Origin of the sequence: Brevibacillus composti (assembly GCF_016406105.1) — a bacterium.
Classification (GTDB): Bacteria; Bacillota; Bacilli; order Brevibacillales; family Brevibacillaceae; genus Brevibacillus; species Brevibacillus composti.
This window is the reverse complement of record NZ_CP066308.1, coordinates 2,907,833-2,926,788: the sequence shown is the minus strand read 5'-3', so window position 1 is coordinate 2,926,788 and position 18,956 is coordinate 2,907,833. Positions and strand designations below refer to the sequence as shown.

14 protein-coding genes and 1 pseudogene are annotated in these 18,956 nt (G+C 47.8%); 7 read left to right on the top strand and 8 right to left on the bottom strand.

Going from position 1 to position 18,956, the window contains the following annotated elements; all coding sequences use genetic code 11:
* The first annotated feature begins 115 nt into the window (after positions 1-115).
* Positions 116-1,336 carry an IS110 family RNA-guided transposase gene (locus JD108_RS14950; RefSeq protein ID WP_198826827.1) on the top strand — a complete coding sequence of 407 codons (1,221 nt, stop codon included), beginning with the start codon at positions 116-118 and terminating at the stop codon, positions 1,334-1,336.
* Positions 1,337-1,449: 113 nt separating this feature from the next.
* Here the strand turns inward: JD108_RS14950 and JD108_RS14945 are convergent, their stop codons facing one another.
* The 5 genes from JD108_RS14945 to JD108_RS14925 all read right to left on the bottom strand — a co-directional run bounded on the left by JD108_RS14945 (position 1,450) and on the right by JD108_RS14925 (position 7,250).
* Positions 1,450-2,190: a hypothetical protein gene (locus JD108_RS14945; RefSeq protein WP_198826826.1), complete on the bottom strand. Its 741-nt coding sequence runs from the start codon at positions 2,188-2,190 to the stop codon at positions 1,450-1,452.
* On the bottom strand, positions 2,178-3,755 hold the full coding sequence (locus JD108_RS14940) for a sigma 54-interacting transcriptional regulator (RefSeq protein WP_198826825.1): 1,578 nt from the start codon (positions 3,753-3,755) through the stop codon (positions 2,178-2,180). Before JD108_RS14940 ends, JD108_RS14945 begins: the two co-directional genes overlap by 13 nt.
* Positions 3,756-4,078: 323 nt before the next feature.
* Positions 4,079-4,624: an RNA polymerase sporulation sigma factor SigK gene (gene sigK, locus JD108_RS14935; RefSeq protein ID WP_198826824.1), complete on the bottom strand. Its 546-nt coding sequence runs from the start codon at positions 4,622-4,624 to the stop codon at positions 4,079-4,081.
* Positions 4,560-6,221 carry a recombinase family protein gene (locus JD108_RS14930; protein WP_198826823.1) on the bottom strand — a complete coding sequence of 554 codons (1,662 nt, stop codon included), beginning with the start codon at positions 6,219-6,221 and terminating at the stop codon, positions 4,560-4,562. Before JD108_RS14930 ends, sigK begins: the two co-directional genes overlap by 65 nt.
* A gap of 270 nt (positions 6,222-6,491) precedes the next feature.
* Positions 6,492-7,250: a hypothetical protein gene (locus JD108_RS14925; protein ID WP_198826822.1), complete on the bottom strand. Its 759-nt coding sequence runs from the start codon at positions 7,248-7,250 to the stop codon at positions 6,492-6,494.
* A gap of 275 nt (positions 7,251-7,525) precedes the next feature.
* Between JD108_RS14925 and JD108_RS14920 the strand changes: the two genes are divergently transcribed.
* A complete protein-coding gene (locus JD108_RS14920; RefSeq protein WP_198826821.1) occupies positions 7,526-7,687 on the top strand; it encodes a hypothetical protein in 162 nt (53 codons plus the stop codon).
* 85 nt (positions 7,688-7,772) lie between these two features.
* Here the strand turns inward: JD108_RS14920 and JD108_RS14915 are convergent, their stop codons facing one another.
* The 3 genes from JD108_RS14915 to JD108_RS22380 form a co-directional block, all read right to left on the bottom strand.
* The gene (locus tag JD108_RS14915) at positions 7,773-8,573 is read right to left on the bottom strand and encodes an ExeA family protein (protein ID WP_198826820.1); all 801 of its coding nucleotides are present in this window, start codon (positions 8,571-8,573) and stop codon (positions 7,773-7,775) included.
* Positions 8,566-9,918 (bottom strand): DDE-type integrase/transposase/recombinase, encoded by a 1,353-nt coding sequence (locus JD108_RS14910; protein ID WP_198826819.1) that lies wholly within the window; start codon positions 9,916-9,918, stop codon positions 8,566-8,568. Before JD108_RS14910 ends, JD108_RS14915 begins: the two co-directional genes overlap by 8 nt.
* A 322-nt stretch (positions 9,919-10,240) precedes the next feature.
* Positions 10,241-10,423 (bottom strand): DUF6431 domain-containing protein, encoded by a 183-nt coding sequence (locus JD108_RS22380; protein ID WP_267459278.1) that lies wholly within the window; start codon positions 10,421-10,423, stop codon positions 10,241-10,243.
* Positions 10,424-10,613: 190 nt separating this feature from the next.
* Here JD108_RS22380 and JD108_RS14905 point away from each other — a divergent pair, with 190 nt between their 5' ends.
* The 5 genes and pseudogenes from JD108_RS14905 (at position 10,614) to JD108_RS14885 (ending at position 18,291) form a co-directional block, all read left to right on the top strand.
* Positions 10,614-11,966 carry an ISLre2 family transposase gene (locus JD108_RS14905; protein ID WP_198826639.1) on the top strand — a complete coding sequence of 451 codons (1,353 nt, stop codon included), beginning with the start codon at positions 10,614-10,616 and terminating at the stop codon, positions 11,964-11,966.
* A gap of 497 nt (positions 11,967-12,463) precedes the next feature.
* Positions 12,464-14,014: an IS21 family transposase gene (istA, locus tag JD108_RS14900; protein WP_144083832.1), complete on the top strand. Its 1,551-nt coding sequence runs from the start codon at positions 12,464-12,466 to the stop codon at positions 14,012-14,014.
* 2 nt (positions 14,015-14,016) lie between these two features.
* Positions 14,017-14,783, top strand: a pseudogene (gene istB, locus JD108_RS14895) (IS21-like element helper ATPase IstB).
* A gap of 369 nt (positions 14,784-15,152) precedes the next feature.
* Positions 15,153-16,649 (top strand): IS5 family transposase, encoded by a 1,497-nt coding sequence (locus JD108_RS14890; protein ID WP_198830144.1) that lies wholly within the window; start codon positions 15,153-15,155, stop codon positions 16,647-16,649.
* A gap of 145 nt (positions 16,650-16,794) precedes the next feature.
* Positions 16,795-18,291: an IS5 family transposase gene (locus JD108_RS14885; RefSeq protein ID WP_198826818.1), complete on the top strand. Its 1,497-nt coding sequence runs from the start codon at positions 16,795-16,797 to the stop codon at positions 18,289-18,291.
* The last annotated feature ends 665 nt before the right edge of the window (positions 18,292-18,956 follow it).

The following is an 18,956-nucleotide window of genomic DNA, read 5'->3' as shown; positions in this document are numbered from 1 at the left end:
AGCGACCAGGTGCACCACAGATTGTTGCCCCTTTCGGGAGCACGCAGGATAGAATAATCGTTCGACGGTTGCTGCACCAGCCCTCAATCCATACCGCCGCAAGGAGTTCTGCTGTATGGACGTCGTTTATACCCACGTATGCGGGCTGGACGTTCACAAGAAGAACGTGGTGGCCTGTGTGATCACACCTGAAACCAAAGAAATCCGGACCTTTTCTACTATGACCGATGACCTGATCCTACTTGTCGATTGGATCAAAAGCAAAGGGTGCACCCATGTCGCGATGGAAAGCACCGCCTCGTTCTGGAAGCCCATTTACAACTTGTTAGAGCTTGAGGAGATTCAAACACTGGTTGTAAACGCCAAGCACATGAAGAATGTGCCCGGACGCAAGACGGATGTCAAAGATGCCGAGTGGATTGCCGGACTGCTTCGTCACGGTCTGCTGCAAGGTAGCTTCATCCCAAGCCGCGATCAACGGGAACTGCGAGAGTTAATTCGATACCGACGCAGCCTCATTGACGAACGCGCACGAGAAGTCAACCGCGTTCAAAAAGTGCTTGAAGGCGCCAACATCAAACTGTCGTCTGTCGCCAGCGATGTGCTTGGGAAATCGGGTCGAGCCATGATTGAGGCGATGATCGCCGGAGAAGAGAACCCTGAACTGCTCTCGGAACTGGCACAGCGGCGATTGAAAAACAAAAAAGAAGATTTAAAGCGAGCGCTGAATGGGCTGATGGGAAACCATCAAAAACTGATGCTGGCAGCGCAACTGCGGCACATCGACTATCTTGACGAAGAAATCGGCAGACTGGACGAAGAGATCAAGAGGCGCATGCTCCCTTTTGAAGAAGACCTGGAACTGCTGGACACGATTCCCGGAGTGGCGAGAAGAACGGCTGAAACGATTGTAGCCGAAATCGGCACCAATATGGATCAATTCCCCTCCGCCGCTCATTTGTGTTCATGGGCGGGGCTGTGTCCAGGTCAAAATGAAAGTGCCGGTAAACGTAAATCAGGAAAGACCCGTAAAGGGAACAAGAAACTCCGAAGCACTCTTGTTGAAGCTGCACGCGCCGCTGGGAGAACGAAGAATACGTACTTGTCCAGTCAATACCATCGGATTGCCGCACGTAGGGGAGCCAATCGAGCAGTAGTAGCCGTAGCTCACAGCATATTGATGATCGCGTATTACATTCTCAAGCGCAGACAACCTTACATTGAATTGGGCCCGACTTATTACGAGGAACGCAAACGCGACACTATCATCAGACAATCTCTAAAGAAACTTGAATCCTTGGGGTTAAAGGTCACAGAAGAATCAGTAGCATCTTGAGCCTTTAGTGACTATATTTCGTCGTTTTAACCCTAACCATTTTTTGTAAGGTTCAGGGTCAACTTCGTGCTGCCTTTTTCAGTTCGTGCTACGAGTTAATTTTCAGGATAGATTCAATCAACTTTTTCGTTATTGATCTCGGACAATGTCAATGGACTAGTGTTCATCCATTCGGCCAACTTGTCTGTGCCGACTCTGTTCATATGATGCCACACCATCAGAATCACTTGATAAACTGCGATTAACCAAACCCATCCCGTTTTTTTCCACCCAATATTCCGGACCGTTTTCGACATCGTGAGGAACAAATTTACCCCATTGCTATTAAAAAACGGCACTCCATAGGAGTGGTAAAGATTGTATTTCAGATGATGATGGTTGGAGAGAGAACCAAAGATCTCTTCCGCGGATAAATCCTGCATGATCGCACGCCCCACCCCGAGGGCAAATTGCGTCGTTATATTTCTTAGGATGAACACACTGCCCGTAAACTGTTCGGAAATCGCTATTTTTTGTTCGACAAAACGATCCGTGTCAACCAGGACAATCAGGTCTCTCTGGTCAGCGCTTTCGGTTATCGAACGGATCCGTTGGGCAAATGCTTCTTCCGGAATATCGGGAGACAGGTCGATGGAATCATACAGTTGATGATCAAGCAATCGATTGACGGTATTTGCAATACTCGTTGCGGCAGAATATCCGTTTCCAACAATGATGGCTTTCGTGCGAAACGTCTTTGACTGCTGCATGCTTATCTTGATGCATAAGGCAAGGATGATAAAATCAGCGTACTTGAGACGGACTTCGAGATTGATCGAAAAGAGTTGAAACAGATTCTCTGTCAGAGAATACACTTGCGGAAACTCACTTGCAAGAAAGCTTCGAATCGCTTTGATTCGTTTCCAGATATCGCGTTATCCATATTCATAAAATTCATTCTTCTGAAAAAATGAAGAGAGAGAAAATGGCGCACATGATTGGGCAGGGCTACATCCCAGGCGGATAAAAAGTTGTCTAGGATATGAGTGATGGTTGCGTCCAGAACGGATAACTGGATGTTTGACCCGATGCTTTTTTGCTCCTCAACCAGCACATCCATGTATTGTTTCAACTTCTTTTCCATGCCCGCTGCTGTCTGATCCGCCTGCTGATTGGCAGCAAAGAGATAAGCATGATACACATGTTCATATGCTGTCTGCACATGGCGAGAGGTGGCTTGTTTTTCTACCAACCGCTGAATTTTTTCATATCTGAAGTTTTTGGATATCCGGATTCGTTCGGGAGCCAGTTTCCACTCCCACCCGTTTGAATGACGGTTGCGATTTGAGGCGTTGACGATCTTGTCCGGCAGATCGCTGCATTGTACAGCGATCACATCATCGGCATCCTGCTCACAAAAGAGGAGATACGCTTGGGCACAAGCGTACTTGATCGCGTTTTTCAACTCTCCGATGTTGCCTTCAAATTTATGATGCAAAAGCACTTTGAAAAATTCTTGGCCGACAATCAGATCGCGGCCTAACATGCGAGACTCATTGCTGAGGCAATGGCAGATCAGGTGCACAATTTCTTCCCTGCTTCGTTCCTCCAGAGCCGGCATATGAATGTGGATGGGAATACGCCGCAATAGGGTTTCAAGAAATACATCTTTGGGACGCTCTGTGGTGGAAAAAATTAACCGAACCTTGCTCCTTCTGTTTTTGGAACCTTCGCCTAGCCGATTGAAGATCCCTTGATCCATAAAGATAAACAGCTTCTCTTGACCGCTGGAACTGAGACGATGGGCTTCATCGAGCTCTAGAATGCCAACTCGGTCATGGTCCGCTCCGGTAAAAGCACCTTTTACATACCCAAAAAGCACGCCCGTCAGCAATTCTGGATTGTCTGCGTAATCCGCACAGTTACATGTAATAAACGGAGCATTCTCCATAATCAGTTTTTTCTGTAAACAGAACGTGTGCATATGCTTTGCCAATATACTTTTGCCGGTCCCGGTAGGTCCGCTTATTAAAAGCGGCAGCCCCGTCCCAGGATAATACGCCGCCGCCTTGCACTGTTTTATTTGCGTTTTTAGGCTTTTATCATGGCCGATGATGGCGGAAAAGGTATCTTTCCTTTCATGATTCTGCTGGAGAAAAGCAGATAACTGATCAACGCTTGAAAACAATGCGGGGATATGATCAACATGAAATCGCATCTCCAGCTGTGTGCGGCTCAAATAATAGACGGGTCTTGTATTGATCTTCGTCAGTTCGCCTGTGCCGTACAGTTTGTTCAGGGTGGAGCTAGCAATGCTTCGAGGAATGTTAAGCTCTTGCGCCATAAACGAAGTCGAAAAGCGATAAAACTGCTCCTCATCTGTGATGTCGACTACAGCGCTGTTTTCGCAGATAAGCTCATACAATCTTTCTTCATACAAACTAGATCACCCCAATATTTAATCTGCTGTCCATGAGAGAATACTACAAAATTAATATAAAGGTGGGGATGAGTCAACTAAGGGGGAGGCCACTGCCGTATGACCCCTTCGTTTTTGTTATCCTTCTTTCATGGCATCTGTACGAAAAATGACAAAGCGGCGTGGAGTGTTGTCCACGCCGGGATCTCATTGTCCCTGATTCGCTGGCAAGAAAAAGGCCCACCCCTTAGCGGGAATATCCCCCTTCGCAATCGTCCCTCAAGACAGCGAAGGGGCACACATGCCAAGAAGTGAGCGCGTATCAACTCCCGAAGGAATGAACACTATCTCCCCTGTGCCTGCTTCGTCCGGTAAAATTCATTGAACAGCTTCATCAAGGCCCGTTTTTCGATCCGGGATACGTAGGAACGGGAAATGCCCAGCTCGCGGGCGATTTCCCGCTGCGTCTTTTCCTTGTCCTGATCCAGCCCGAATCGACCGATAATCACTTCTTTTTCCCGGTCGTCGAGGATGTGAATATGCTGGTAAATTTTGTTGGATTCCAGTTTCAGTTGCACTGCATCCACCACTTCGTCCGTTTCGGTGCCGAGCACGTCGATCAGGGTGATTTCGTTTCCTTCTTTGTCCGTACCGATGGGATCATGCAGGGAGACATCTTTTTTTGTCTTTTTCAAACTGCGCAGATGCATCAGGATCTCATTTTCAATGCACCGCGCAGCATAGGTAGCCAGCTTTGTCCCTTTATCAACCTGATAACTCTCAATCGCTTTGATTAACCCGATGGTTCCAATGGAAATCAAATCTTCACTGTCTTCTCCGGTGTTCTCGAACTTTTTGAGGTTGTGAACACGAACCGATGTCATCCTCATGCTGAAGAAACTGTTGCCGTTTCAACTCGTCAAGGGCGCCGACTGCAGTAATCTGTACTTCGTTCCCGTCGTAGCGAATAATAACTTCATCAACCAGGGTCTCCAGGATATGTCGCTTCTCCTCAAGGGTAAGCTCGTCGCCGGCGCTCTCGATAAAGTTTCGGACAGCCTTGGAGACCTCGGCAATCCGATTGGCCGATATTTCCTTCTCCGCTTGTTCTGACAACTGCTTTTCGTACCCGGCAAGCTCTTGCTCCAACGACTTTAGTCCGGCATTAATCTTTTGCATTTCGGTAAGCATCTCCTGCTCATCAATGACCTCCCGCTTGAACATGATTTTGATTTTTTCCTTTTCCTTCTCCTTCTGCTCCAGCTGACGTTTGATGTGGTCCGCGGCGGATTGAAGTTCCAGGTTAATCTCATTCGATTTGCTTTGCAGCCGCTCCATATAATCATCGGGATTAGACAATGTCTCCAAAATGAGCTGCCAGACGTAATGATCCAACATATCGGCGCGCAACGTTTGAGTTGGGCACTTCTCAACTCCTTCACCATACTTCTTTGGGAAGAGGTTTGGACATCTGTAGCAGGTGTAACGGATCTTTTCTCCCGTTTCTTTATTTACCCGGCCTGTATAAGTAGTTGCTTGCCACATTCTGCCGCAATGTCCACACCGGATCATGGATTTTAACAAATACTCATACTTTACATTTCCTGACCGTTTCATGTTTTTCTCTTTCTGCACCTGGGCTAATTCAAACAGTTGCGGGTCAATGATACTTGGCACGGTAACCTCGATCCAGTCCTTTTCCTCGCGAAAGGCATATGTTTTTTTCGGTGTGCCGTTCTTGGTTTTCTCCCCGCGAATCTTCCGGGTTTCTCTACGATTGTAATAGAACTTGCCGATGTACACCTCAGAAGTAAGAACCCTTCTAATGGAACTGGCGCTCCAGTTCCTGCTTTCCCCTCGTTTGGGTACCGCCCCCAACGCATAGAGTCGATCCCCGATTTCACGAAGCGTATAGTTCTCATGAACATACCAGTGGTATATCTTCTGGACAAATTCGGCTTCCTGCGCATTGATAATCAAGGTATTTTCATGAAGATCATATCCATAGGGAGCCACACGCATGGGCATGATCTTCTTATCTTTTTCCACCGCTTTGAGTCTTCCGCGTACCGTCCGCTTCTTGATTAAAGACAACTCGTATTGTGCTATGGAACTCATCAGGTTGAAAAAAAGCTGCCCTTCCGGCGTATTCCGGTATTCCGTGTCCACGAACACCAGCTCGATATTGCTCCGCTCCAGCTCACGGCAAAGGATTAATTTATCCGTCAAGTCCCTGGTCAACCGGTCGGGGTGGGTAACAATCAAGCGACGGACCAGCCCTTGCGCAACATCTTGTCTGAATTCATTCATGGCGGGCCGATCGATATCTTCACCTGTGAATCCTTCTTCGCGATAAACTTTGATCATGGATTCGGGAATTCCCAAGTCTTTCGCTTTCCGCATGCAAATCTCAATTTGTGCATCAAGGCTTGTGCCCTCTGATGCTTGCATGCCTGTAGAAACCCTTGGATATATGGCCGTATACATGGAGGTTCGCTCTTCTCCTTTCTTATCACTATCACTTTCCAGTATGGACAAAGAGAGAAACAAAAAAACCGGCTTATTCAGTCGGTTTCAAGATCAAACGCTTTAGGATGTAATCGATAACGGCATTTTTGGCCTCTGCAGCGGATAAGGTGTTTGAGATTTGTGCTGTATCACTGCATAAAGTATGAGGCACATATACGATTTTGATTGTCGGCATTCGCTCCATACTTTTCACCTCAATACACCTTATTCCATATGCTGATTGTCCTATCACAATCGCATGTCGTTTTGGATATACTTGAACTCCGATTCCAAGACCCGAGCAATAGCTGATTCATTTTCCGCCCCAATGAATGTCCAGTACCGGTGCCCAGGTACAACGGATTGGGTAATGAATCCTGACCATGTTAAGGACCTCGATTTTAGAGCGGACATGAGTTTGTCCAAACTTAATAGGTCATTTTGATATAGATCAACGACGATCACATCGGTTCGTGATTCTAGACGGATATAACATTCTTGATCCGTGTTTGTCTGGATGACATATCCTTTTACATCTCTATTACGATCTTCAGCCATTCTCAATAACGGAATCAGGTCTTTCATACAAGTTAAAGCTATCCCGCTAAAATCATAATTTTTAAAGTTCCATCGCTCCATAACAAGCCTATCCTTATAAGCCCAATCAAAAGGAACACGGTGGATGATGCCAAATTGGGCCAGTAGCTCATTGCTGAATCTCCTAGATTTCAAAGGGTTTGTTAAGTCGAAAATTGTAGAAGAAGATTCCGAAAAATCTCCCAGCAAGAGTGTTTTTAACTCCGCTGTCCTTAAACTAAAGGCATGTATCAATGCTTTTCGACGATAAGGCAAGGATAGTTTCCGTAGCAGAATACCAAAAGTTATTGGGTCAGTAGCTGCCAGTTCTTTCACCTCATACCAGTCTCGATCATGCCTGCTGATATAAGTGATTTCGTCTATTTCACCATGGATGAATTTTAAGGCTAGTTGAAGAAGGTCTTCCTTCAACCTAAGCTTTACACTCCATCAACTTAATCCCGTATCAAAGCACTCATCATCAACTCTCCACAAATGGAGCAGATTCTTGTTTCTTTCGACCGAAATCCTCGCATAACCCGAAAACCCAACGAGCTTTTGCTCCATTTGTGGAGCAACCAGGACAGAAAACGAAAGCAAATGATACCTTTAGATCAATGATGTGGACCATCGGGCCCCACCTCCTTTCTTAAGCAAGAGCTGCTGTCTGAACGGTCAAAGAAACAGAATCTGAGGGAGAGATGTAGATGGATAACGATCAGAATATTAAAGATATCGATATTTTGGGATTCATGTATTCGGATCATTGGAAGCAAAATGCGAAAACTATTGCAGAGATTGCTTCTTATGAGAACTCTACTTCGCAAGAATGTTTACAAACTGTCCCAACTGGCAATTGTTACTGCTAATACATAATGTCCACCAGTTGACGGGATAAGTTGTCCTGCTGGTGACGGACAAGATGTCCGACTGAATTAATGAAAAAGGGGAGAATCACGATAATTCTCCCTGTATGACACGCTTGACCATATGATCGTCGATGATCCGATGTCTGTTCTGTGCGCCGTAGATGAGGCAGTGTGTACACGCCTTGTTGATCATCCGAGCGGCACCGCTGGAGAAACGGTAAATGTCGTCGATCGCACTATCCGTAAAAACATCATGCTCTGCACCGGCATAAGTCATATGCCGCTGAATATAAGCGCCCGTCTGGGCTCGATCATAGTAGGGCAGCTTTCTCTGCAGGTCGATACGTTGACGGATCGCAGCATACGCCTGAAGATTCAGGCGATCCCATAGTTCGCTTTGGCCCACGAGAATGAGCGCCATCGGGCTCTGTGCATCCATCTTGAAATTAAGCAGAAAGCGTACTTCCTCCAGCATTTCGCGGTCGAGCAAATGAGCCTCATCGATGACAACAACTGGCTGTAGCCGATGAATGCCGCGCATGAGCTCGATCTCGCGATGAAGCTGGCGTTTGGCGTCGCCTCGGTAGAACTTTGACTCGCAGCCGAGTTGCTCAAGCAGCCCTTTGTAGAAGTGTCTCGGCGTCAGCTTGGAGTCCGACAGGTAGAGCACCTTGTACTTGGCAGGGTCGAGCAATTCGGTAAACCGGCGAATCGTCGTTGTCTTGCCTGTTCCGCAGTCGCCGGTAACAACGGCAAACCACTGCCGCTCAGCTGCGTACGTAAGACGTCCGAGCGTCTCTTCCAGTATGTCCGACTCGTACAATTCACTCGTTGGAATATCCCTCGAAAATGGAGAACAATGGAGCCCGTAAAAGGATTCAAACATGGCTGTCCTCCTTCTTGACCCGGCGGTAGGCTACAGCAGGTACCTGCTGAGCCTTTCGATCCCGGCTGCGCTCTTCTGCAGCAGCAAGCAACCTTGAGGCGTCAGCTGGCAATCTGTTCAGGTGGTCCGGTAACGGCGGACGCTTTCCCGCGCGTTCGCCAATGATGAGTTCCCGAACACGCCACGGCGTATGCCCCTCGTACTCGATCGTAAGTTCCGTGATATCCGCAGGGTCGAACACGACATCCACCGTGCGGCCGATGAATGAAAGGCCAACCTCATACTTGCGATCCATGAAGCTGATGCAACCCGACTTGTCGACCTTACGTGTCTCGCAGTGTAAGAAGGCATTTGCGAGCGTATCTGGATCGACGAAACGGAGCGCCTTCTTGTCGCTGCGAAAAGCTGATTCTGGACTGCGTTTGTTTTCGAGCGCTGAATGCGGCTTGTTCTGGTAGCACTCCGACAGCCACACCGCAAATAGCTCATTCAGCCGCTCCAGTGTCTTCGGTTTCTCAAGCGCTGCCTCACTTAGAAACGCGTCAACAACGCGATTGAAACGTTCGACCTTCCCTGTAGCCTCCGGCGAGTAGGGCTTCGCAAACAACAGCCGGATGCCGAGCTTGGAGCATGCACGGGTCATCCACTTGGTACGATATTGCTTGCCGTTGCCGAAGTAGACCGATTCGGGTACGCCGAACTTCTGAATCGCCCGGCGGAAGCAGTCCTCCACAATGGTCTTGTCCATGACCGGATAGAACTCACTATGCAGCACAAACCGCGTCGCGTCGTCGATGAACGTGACAAGGAACACTTGCTTCATGGCACCATCCGGACCTATGGGCAAATACGGACCGTATTTGATGTCCGAATGCCAGAGACGATTGCGATAGCGCTGTTGAAAACGCCTTGCGGCCACACCTGATTCAGCATACATACGCATGTGGCGTGTGCTGTAGCCACGCTGAGCTAGCTTCTCCTGGAGGGTACTGCGCTTGATCTCACCAGGTTGGATACGTCCTTCCCATTCGAGGATTTGAATGAGTTGGGCAACGCTTCTGCTGGGTACCTCACGGCGCAGCAGAATGGCCTGCTCTAATACCTCCGGCGGAATCGTTGCGTCTGACGGTTGCCGCCCTTTGCCTTTCGGCTTTAGCCCCCCAAAACCGTCTTGACGATACTTTGCCAAATACCGGCGTAGCGTCCGCTCGGAGATTCCTGTCTGCTCACAAATCCTAGCCTTGATCTCTCTCGCCTTGGCAGGGTCAAGTCCTTCTGCCAAAAGCGGAGACAGCAGTTGTACACGCTCCGCCGCAATGGCCTCGGCTCTCTTTTGATCTTTCATATCCTTAGCACCTCACTTGGTAGACTTCGAGATGAGTCTACCGCAGGGCTAAACGGACAAGAATGCAGAACGGGTATGTACCCACAAATTTGAATTGACGATGGGGCGGACAATTCTCGCCAGCCAGCCGGGGGCATCCCCGACGTAGTGTCCGATACAATGATGTGCAGACTGCGAAGATACGGACGATTTCTCCACAGGGTTCTGAGTGAAGCGAATGGTGATCGATGCCAAACATCCGAGCAAGTAGGTGTACTGCGCTTGGAACCAGTTCCTCCAGCGCAACAGGGTTGCATCGTCTGCTGCTACCGTAGATAACGTTTCAGCGTCTGAAACGATTTGCTCGATACAAGCCATAATCGTATCGCTTGTACGGCACCACACAATCCGGAAGCTCATGGTGAATCTTCTGGCACTGGGAACAACGCAACCGACGGATGACAAGCAGGCGGACTTCTCCGCTCTCACTTGCGACCTTCCTCCTCCGGCTACCAATAACGTTCATCTCTTCTCCACAGCAAGGAGAGGGAACCACCTCTGCACATCGAACGAAAAACGCCGTATGAGTAAAATGTTCGTGGGCAAACCGAAAAGAAATTTTTGAAGAAAAATCAGTTGGAGGGTATAGAAAAGGGCTTCTCTTCTTGGTAAAGTGTAAAGCGCCAAAACCAAACACACCAAGGAGGAGAAACCCTGTGAGCAAGTTTACCACGGAATTTCCCACAATGAAAGAGCTTGAAACGTTGTTGTTTCGAACGTTGCAGGAACAGTTCGCTGCCGGTATGGCTTATATTTTGGAAGCGTTGGACGAGTATCTGATGCATCAACGGGATCATTCACGCTTTCGGCTGAAGGACCAACGAGAAGTCCAGATCGACACGCTCTTTGGTACGGTTCGATTCAAACGGCGATTGTATCAGGATCGCGTGAAGGGTCAACATGTGTATTTGTTGGATCGTATGCTGGCCTTTGACGGGCGGGAGAAGCTAAGCCCGTTTTTGGAAGAGATAGCGATCGAATTTGCTAGCCAAGGCCCCTCGTACCGGGACAGCGCAAAACGCTTGGAAGCGTTACTGGGGTATCGGGTACTGAGCCATGAGGCCATTCGGGACAAACTAATCACGCGGGTTGAACAAGCATCAACCATCGTGTCGAAAGCGACCCGAAGGTCGGTTCGCGTATTGTTTGTGGAAGTGGATGGACTTTACACCTCATTGCAGAGGCAACGCCAGCGGGGAATGGAAAATCGAATGGCGATTGTGCACGAAGGATGGGAACAAGAGGGGGACCGAGTGCGGCTTAGGTCGAAACGCCATTACCTGCATACGACGAAGGGAGAGTTCTGGGAAGGGTTTGGCGACTTTCTGGTTCGTCATTACGACATGGATGAAAACACATGGATCGTAGTCAATGGGGATGGGGCCAATTGGATTGGAGAATGCGAATCCTACTTTCACCGCTGTATTTACACACTGGATCGCTTTCATGTGGCGCGAGAATTGCGCCGATTCCTGGGTCAGTTGCCAGAGACGTGGCAGACGGTAAGGCAGGCGTTGGCGGCCTTTGAAGCGGATATCTTGCTGGCGACAGTAGAGTCCGTACCGGAGGAAAAGATTCTGGAAGAGCACCGGAACGAATGGCGGAAATACGTGGCCTATTTACGGCGGCATCGAAGGCATCTTATCGACTATCGAAAGGTTCTGGGTGAAGCTGGTATCGACACGACGGGCATGCGTCCAATGGGGAGTGCGGAAGCGCAAATGCGGGTGATGGCAAAAAGGACCAAACGAGGCGGCTACAGTTGGAGTGTACGGGGAGTACAAGCGATGTTGCGAGCCATTATGGCACGACAAGAGGGAAGTCGTTTGAGCGGCCAGGCGATAGCGAAGAAGCAAGTGTTACAGCCCAACCCAATGGTCCGAGTGAAGGACTTGCTACGGGAAGTGAAAGAGCAGGCAAAAGGCTATATAAACGGGACGATCCGCCTGTTGCACGGGCCATATCAAAGCAGCCCTACCGGGCTGGCCTTAAAAGCCCTTCGCGGATGAGGCAAAAATCGAGTGGAAGAAAGGAATCATACAAAAATAAAACGCTTTCAAGAAGAGGAAACCAGAAGTCTTATTTTGGAGACAAAAAAATCCTGCCCACTATGGCTTGACTCACACAAAACGCCGGGCAACTTCTCAACAAGCTCATATTTTGATACAATGATCATATTGTTTTGGGGGGATGCATCCCGTGAGCCTGTTGCCTCAGGCCCACATCTTGGGAGGCATCCTTTTCCATTTCTGAGATATGGTCATTATATTCGGCATATTTCGGACAGGCAATCCCGTCAGCAATTGGGCATTGTCTTTCGTCAGCAACACAAGTAGCCATTGATCAACGATTGGTTTAACCGGATCCATTTGTAACTGCTAAACTAAATTCAACAGTATCCGCCAAATAGAAATGAACACTTTTTTCTTTCACTTGGTAACCCAGTTAAGCTATGATTACTTGTTCAACATAGCTTGGCTGGGGGATGGGAAAGGTGGAAAAATTACTGTTGTATCTTCAGGTTCATCAATTAAAAGAGCAAGGATTTAAGGTGGCAGCCATCGCAAGGAAATTGGATCTGTCGAGGAACACGGTCTATAAATATCTAGATATGACTTTTGAGGAGGCATCAGATTGGGTCAATTCCCTTGGTAACAGAAGCAAAAAGTTGAATCCCTACCGGGATAGGATTCTCAGTTGGTTACATGAACATCCAGATCTGTCTTCTTCTCAGGTCGAGGACTGGTTAAAGGAGAAATATCCTTCCATTAAGATTGGAGGAAGCACAGTTCGATCCTATGTTAGTGAGCTAAGGGAAATATACCATATTCCGAAAATTGTACATATTCGTGATCACGAAGCAGTGGACGAGTTGCCAATGGGCCAACAGGCTCAAGTGGATTGGGGAGAAGTCACGGTTAAAAATATGGAAAAAAAGGACGTGAGATTATACTTCATCACTTTTGTTCTCTCCCACTCCCGTTTCAAGTATGTAGAGTGGCAAAGCAGACCCTTTACCACAAGGGATGCAATCAGATGCCATGAAAACGCATTCGTATTTTTCGGAGGAATGCCAGAGGAATTGGTTTATGACCAAGATCACCTGATCACCGTAAGTGAAAATGCAGGAGACATTATCCTGACGAGTGAATTTCAGTCTTATAAGCAAGAACGTGGATTTCGCCTTTATTTATGCCGCAAGGCAGATCCGCAAAGTAAGGGCAAGATAGAAAACGTAGTGAAATTCGTGAAAAGAAACTTTGCCAAACACAGGGTTTTCTCCAATATCGATGCATGGAACGAACGGTCTCTGGCCTGGCTATCACGGACAGGCAATTACAATGTGCACCATACAACAAAAAAGAGACCGGTTGAAGTGCACGCCCTCGAAAAGCAACACTTGAAGCCAGTCTCTCCCCTGCTCTCTTTCGAGAGCAACCGTGGATCCAGTATAACAAGAACTGTCCATAAGGACAATGTGATTAAATATAAATCCAATCGGTACTCCCTTCCTTTAGGGACATACCGTCCAAGGGGAGAGAATCAAGTATTTATCGAGATTCATGAAGAGGAACTGATTGTCAGAGCAACTCCGCAAGGAGAAGTTCTTGCACGACATCGGCTTTGCCACGGAAAAGGAGAGCTTATAAAAAGTAGACAGCACTCACGTGATCGATCTAAAGGGATTCATGCTTATAAGGAGACCATTATCCGCCAATTTCACGATCAAGAAAAAGCAATGCTGTTTATTCATGAGATAAGCGTTCGGTATCCGAGGTATGTACGTGATCATTTGCAAATCGTTCAATATGCCATCACCCATTTCCAACCTGATATTGAGGAAGCCTTGGATGTATGTGTAAAAGACCATTTATGGAGTGCAAATGACCTCCGGGATGTTGCACAGCACCTTTCCCGACTAAAAGATACCAAGCCCTCCTCAGAACCTCGTTTCGATCAAGCAATACCAAGCAACTTCCGCAACCTCTCCGCATTACAAGCCACTTCACCAACGAGGGAAATGGATAAATATTTAAAAATACTAGGGGGCATTTGACGTTGAACAGCACCGTACAGACCATGCAAAATTACTTCCGCCATCTTCGGATGGCGGAGACAGCCAATGAACTGCCTGAATTCCTTCGTAAAGCTGAAAAATTCTCTTGGACCTATCAGGAATTTCTAGAAGAACTCTTAACCTATGAATTGAAACGGAGAGAAGCAAAAAATGCGGAGAGGAGATTGAAATGGGCCAAGTTTCCCTATCAAAAGACCTTGGAAGAATTCAGATCGATGAGCAAAAGTCAATCAGTTCCCGCCAAATCAAACAGTTGAAGGAACTGAATTGGCTAGAACAACAGTACAATCTGATCCTTCTTGGTCCTCCAGGAGTGGGCAAAACCCACATTGCAATTGGACTTGGGTTAGAAGCGATACAAAAGGGTTTTCAAGTTACCTTTTCAACCATGGGAGAGTTGATCCATCTATTGAAAACCCAAGAGTACCTCACAAAATCACAAACGCAGCTTAAAAGAATAAACGAATCCGATTTGGTCATTATTGATGATCTCATGTATATGGCAATGGATCAAAGGGAGGCAAACCTATTTTTCCACCTCATAAACAACCTGTATGAACGAAGTTCAATCATATTAACATCCAACAAAGGACCCGAACAGTGGGGAGAATTAATAGGTGATCAAGGAATTACGACGGCTATATTAGATCGATTGCTTCACAGAGTGGAAGTGATCCAACTAAACGAAGAAAGCTACAGAATCAAATACAGGAGCTCTATTTTCGGAGAAAAAAGTGTTCAATCTTAATGAGCAAAAAGTGTTCAAAACTACTTGACGGTTACACCATTACATTGGCTTTCCTTGTCTGTACAGACTTCACCTCCTGATTGAAATCCTCCATCTCCGAATACTTGTGAATGCTAATCTAATAATTGACCACCTAGTGGTACATCGCTCATAAAAAAGTTGACCACCTGAGCACCTCTTTCCTGTATCTTGTAGTTGTCTAGACAACAAGATATAGGAGGAAAGGAAATGCTTCAGATGGCTAATTAGGGCTTGCTGAACGAATTGAAAATTGAGTAACCACAAGGGTTTTACCTCGTTTTCATCGAAATCATGTGCAAGGAAATCAACGATTTCCCTATAAATTCCTTGCACATGGAGCGGATATGGATGTACGAATATATCTCTCATCGTGAAAACCAATTGCTTCTTCCCGATGATTTTTTCTTGCCATTTGGCGGCAAGTTGAATAAAGAAAATCGCTGGGTCAAGATGGCTCAGTTGGTGCCGTGGGCTTATGCGGAGGAAAAGTATGCCAAGTCCTTCCGTAAATCGTTTCGTGGACAAAAGGCCGTTTCCATCCGTGTCGCCCTTGGGGCACTCATCATTCAGGAACGCTTGCAACTGTCGGACCGTGAAACGGTCCAGCAGATTGTCGAAAACCCGTATCTGCAATATTTCATCGGGTTGGAAGGCTATCAGGATCATCCACCGTTTCACCCGTCGCTCATGACGCATTTTCGCAAACGTCTGGGCGAGCAAGTTCTCCGTGAAATCAACGAGATCATCGCGGTCGAGGCCGCCAAATCAACACCAGATTCCGACCATGACGATGAACCAAAATCCGGTACAACATCCAAAGGCAAACGTACGACCAAGCGTCGCTCAACTTCCGAAGAAGATCCGAACCAGGGTGTCTTGTTGCTGGATGCCACGTGTGCCCCGGCGGATGTGGCGTACCCAACCGATTTGAACTTGCTGAACGAGGCGCGTGAGAAACTGGAGGAGATCATTGACACGTTACATGCCCCACAGATCGGTTGTGCCCGCAAACCCCGGACATATCGCGAGAAAGCTCGAAAACAGTTCCTGGCCGTGGCCAAACAACGTCGTGCAAGCGGCAAGGTGATTCGTCGAGCGATTGGCAAGCAACTCCGGTATGTAGCACGTAACCTTCGGATCATCCACGACCTGGCCTCGCGGCAATCGCTAACGCTTCTCAGCCGGAAGCAGTATCGCGACTTGCTTGTGATTCAGGAACTGTATCGACAGCAACGCATGATGTTTGAATACAAAACGCATCAAATCGAAGATCGAATCGTGAGCATCCGTCAACCGCATATCCGCCCGATCGTACGCGGCAAAGCGAAAGCGCGAGTGGAGTTTGGCGCCAAAATATCAGTCAGCATGGTGAACGGCTATGCTTTTCTGGAGCGTCTGTCATGGGACGGCTTCAACGAAGGTGTGACACTGATCCAATCACTCGAAGCGTACAAGAGGCGCTTCGGCTGTTACCCGAAGGCGGTACTCGCCGATCAAATCTATCGCACCCGGGAAAACAGGGCATTTTGCAAAGCTCACGGCATTCGTCTGAGCGGTCCAGCACTCGGCCGTCCGGCACAAGGCGAAGAAGTGGCAAAACAACGGCGAGTCGCAAGGCAAGATGCGAGCAAACGCAACGCTATCGAAGGCAAATTCGGTGAGGGCAAACGCAAGTATGGGCTTGGCCGTATTCGAGCATGCCTTGCAAAGACGAGCGAAACCGTCATCGCGCTGCAACTCCTGGTGATGAACCTCGAGCGCAGGCTGCGAGTTCTTTTTGCTCTCTGGTTGACCCGAATGTTTTCAAGGAAAAATCCTGATTTTCGTTCCATTTGTGTAGTTTGAAAACCGTTCAGCAGCCCCTAAGTAGGGGCTGCTGAACAGATAAAAAATACTGTAACCACAAGGGTTTTGCCTCGTTTTCATCGAAATCATGTGCAAGGAAATCGACGATTTTTCTTCAAATTCCTTGCACATGGAGCGGATCTGAATGTACGAATTTCTCTCTCATCGTGAAAATCAACTGCTTCTCCCTGATGATTTTTTCTTGCCATTTGGCGGCAAGTTGAGTAAAGAAAATCGCTGGGTCAAGTTGGCTCGGTTGGTACCGTGGGCACATGCAGAGAAAAAGTATGCCAAGTCCTTCCGCATATCGTTTCGTGGACAAAAGGCCGTTTCCATCCGTGTCGCTCTCGGGGCACTCATCATTCAGGAACGTTTGCAACTGTCGGACCGGGAAACGGTCCAGCAGATTGTCGAAAACCCGTATCTGCAATACTTCATCGGGCTGGAAGGCTATCAGGATCATCCACCGTTCCACCCGTCGCTCATGACGCATTTTCGCAAACGTTTAGGCGAACCGGTTCTCCGTGAAATCAACGAGATCATCGCGGTTGAGGCCGCTAAATCAATTCCAGATTCCGACCGTGACGATGAACCAAAATCAGGTACAAAATCCAAAGGTAAACGTACGACCAAGCGTCACTCAACATCCGAGGAAGATCCGAACCAGGGTGTCTTGTTGCTGGATGCCACATGTGCCCCGGCGGATGTGGCGTACCCAACCGATTTGAACTTGCTGAACGAGGCGCGTGAGAAACTGGAGGAGATCATCGATACGTTACATGCTCCACAGATTGGTCGTTCCCGCAAACCACGGACTTATCGGGATAAAGCTCGAAAGGAGTACCTGGCCGTGGCCAAACAGCGTCGTGCAAACGGCAAGGTGATTCGTCGAGCGATCGGCAAGCAACTCCGGTATGTAGCACGTAACCTTCAAATTATCCGCAACATGGCCTCACGGCAGCCGCTGACACTTTTGAGCCGGAAACAATATCGCGACTTGCTTGTGATTCAGGAACTGTATCGACAGCAACGCATGATGTTTGAACGCAAAACGCATCAGATCGAAGATCGAATCGTGAGCATCCACCAACCGCACGTCCGCCCGGTCGTACGCGGCAAAGCGAAAGCGCGAGTAGAGTTTGGCGCCAAAGTATCGGTCAGCATGGTGAACGGTTATGCTTTTCTGGAGCGTCTATCATGGGACAGCTTCAACGAAGGGGTGACGCTGATCGAATCTGTAGAAGCATACAAGAGACGCTTTGGTTGTTACCCGAAGGCGGTACTTGCCGATCAAATCTATCGCACCCGGCAAAACAGGGCATTTTGCAAAGCGCATGGCATTCGTTTGAGCGGTCCGGCGCTTGGCCGTCCCGTACAAGGCGAAGAAGCGACAGAACAACGGCGAGTCGCAAGACAAGATGCACGAAAACGCAACGCCATAGAAGGCAAATTTGGTGAGGGCAAGCGCAGGTATGGGCTTGGCCGTATTCGAGCATGCCTTGCGAAAACAAGTGAAACCGTCATCGCGCTTCAGCTCCTGGTGATGAACCTCGAGCGTAGGCTGCGGGATTTTTTTGTCTCCTGGTTAAACCGTCTTCTTTCCTATAGAATTCCTGCTTTTGGAAACATTTTTGAAGTTTGAAAACCGTTCAGCAGCCCCTAAGTAGTAGGTATTATAGTAAAACTGGACACTATCCATCAGCTAATGAAGATATTGAAGACGGTGCAGTTAATATTGACTCTGCACTTGGCTCTGACCATGATCCTGAATCAGACTATGGTAGGGCTCCGGTCCTAATGAATCGACGTTTTTTGCTGTGGCACATGACATACGGTGATCATAGTAAAATGCGGAAATATGATGATTTAGTCTATTATGTTGTTCGATCATTGGATGGAGCTTATGATAACTATTCGAAAGATTAATCTGGAATTATAATGGAAAACGACACTGATAAAGTCGTGGATGCTGTCCAGACCAAACAGGAGACAATGAGATTTACCATAATATCCACATTCTGGGCGATCAAAAAACGAAGTAATTATCGGTCGCTTAGAATTGGATTAAAACAAGGAAAATATGAAGTGAGAAATCGCCCGCGAAGGTGAAACGCTTAGCGCGTCGCATCTTCCCAGCGAAAAAGGGGCTGTCCAGAAAGTCAGCATAAACTGACTTCTGGGCGCCCCGTTTTTGTTGAATGTAAAAAATAAGCACAAAAAAACCGTCTTTTCTTGTAAAATGGAAGTTACCACACTACCAATTCAAGAAAGGACGATTTTCTTGCGTAATCGGACGACTACTAATCA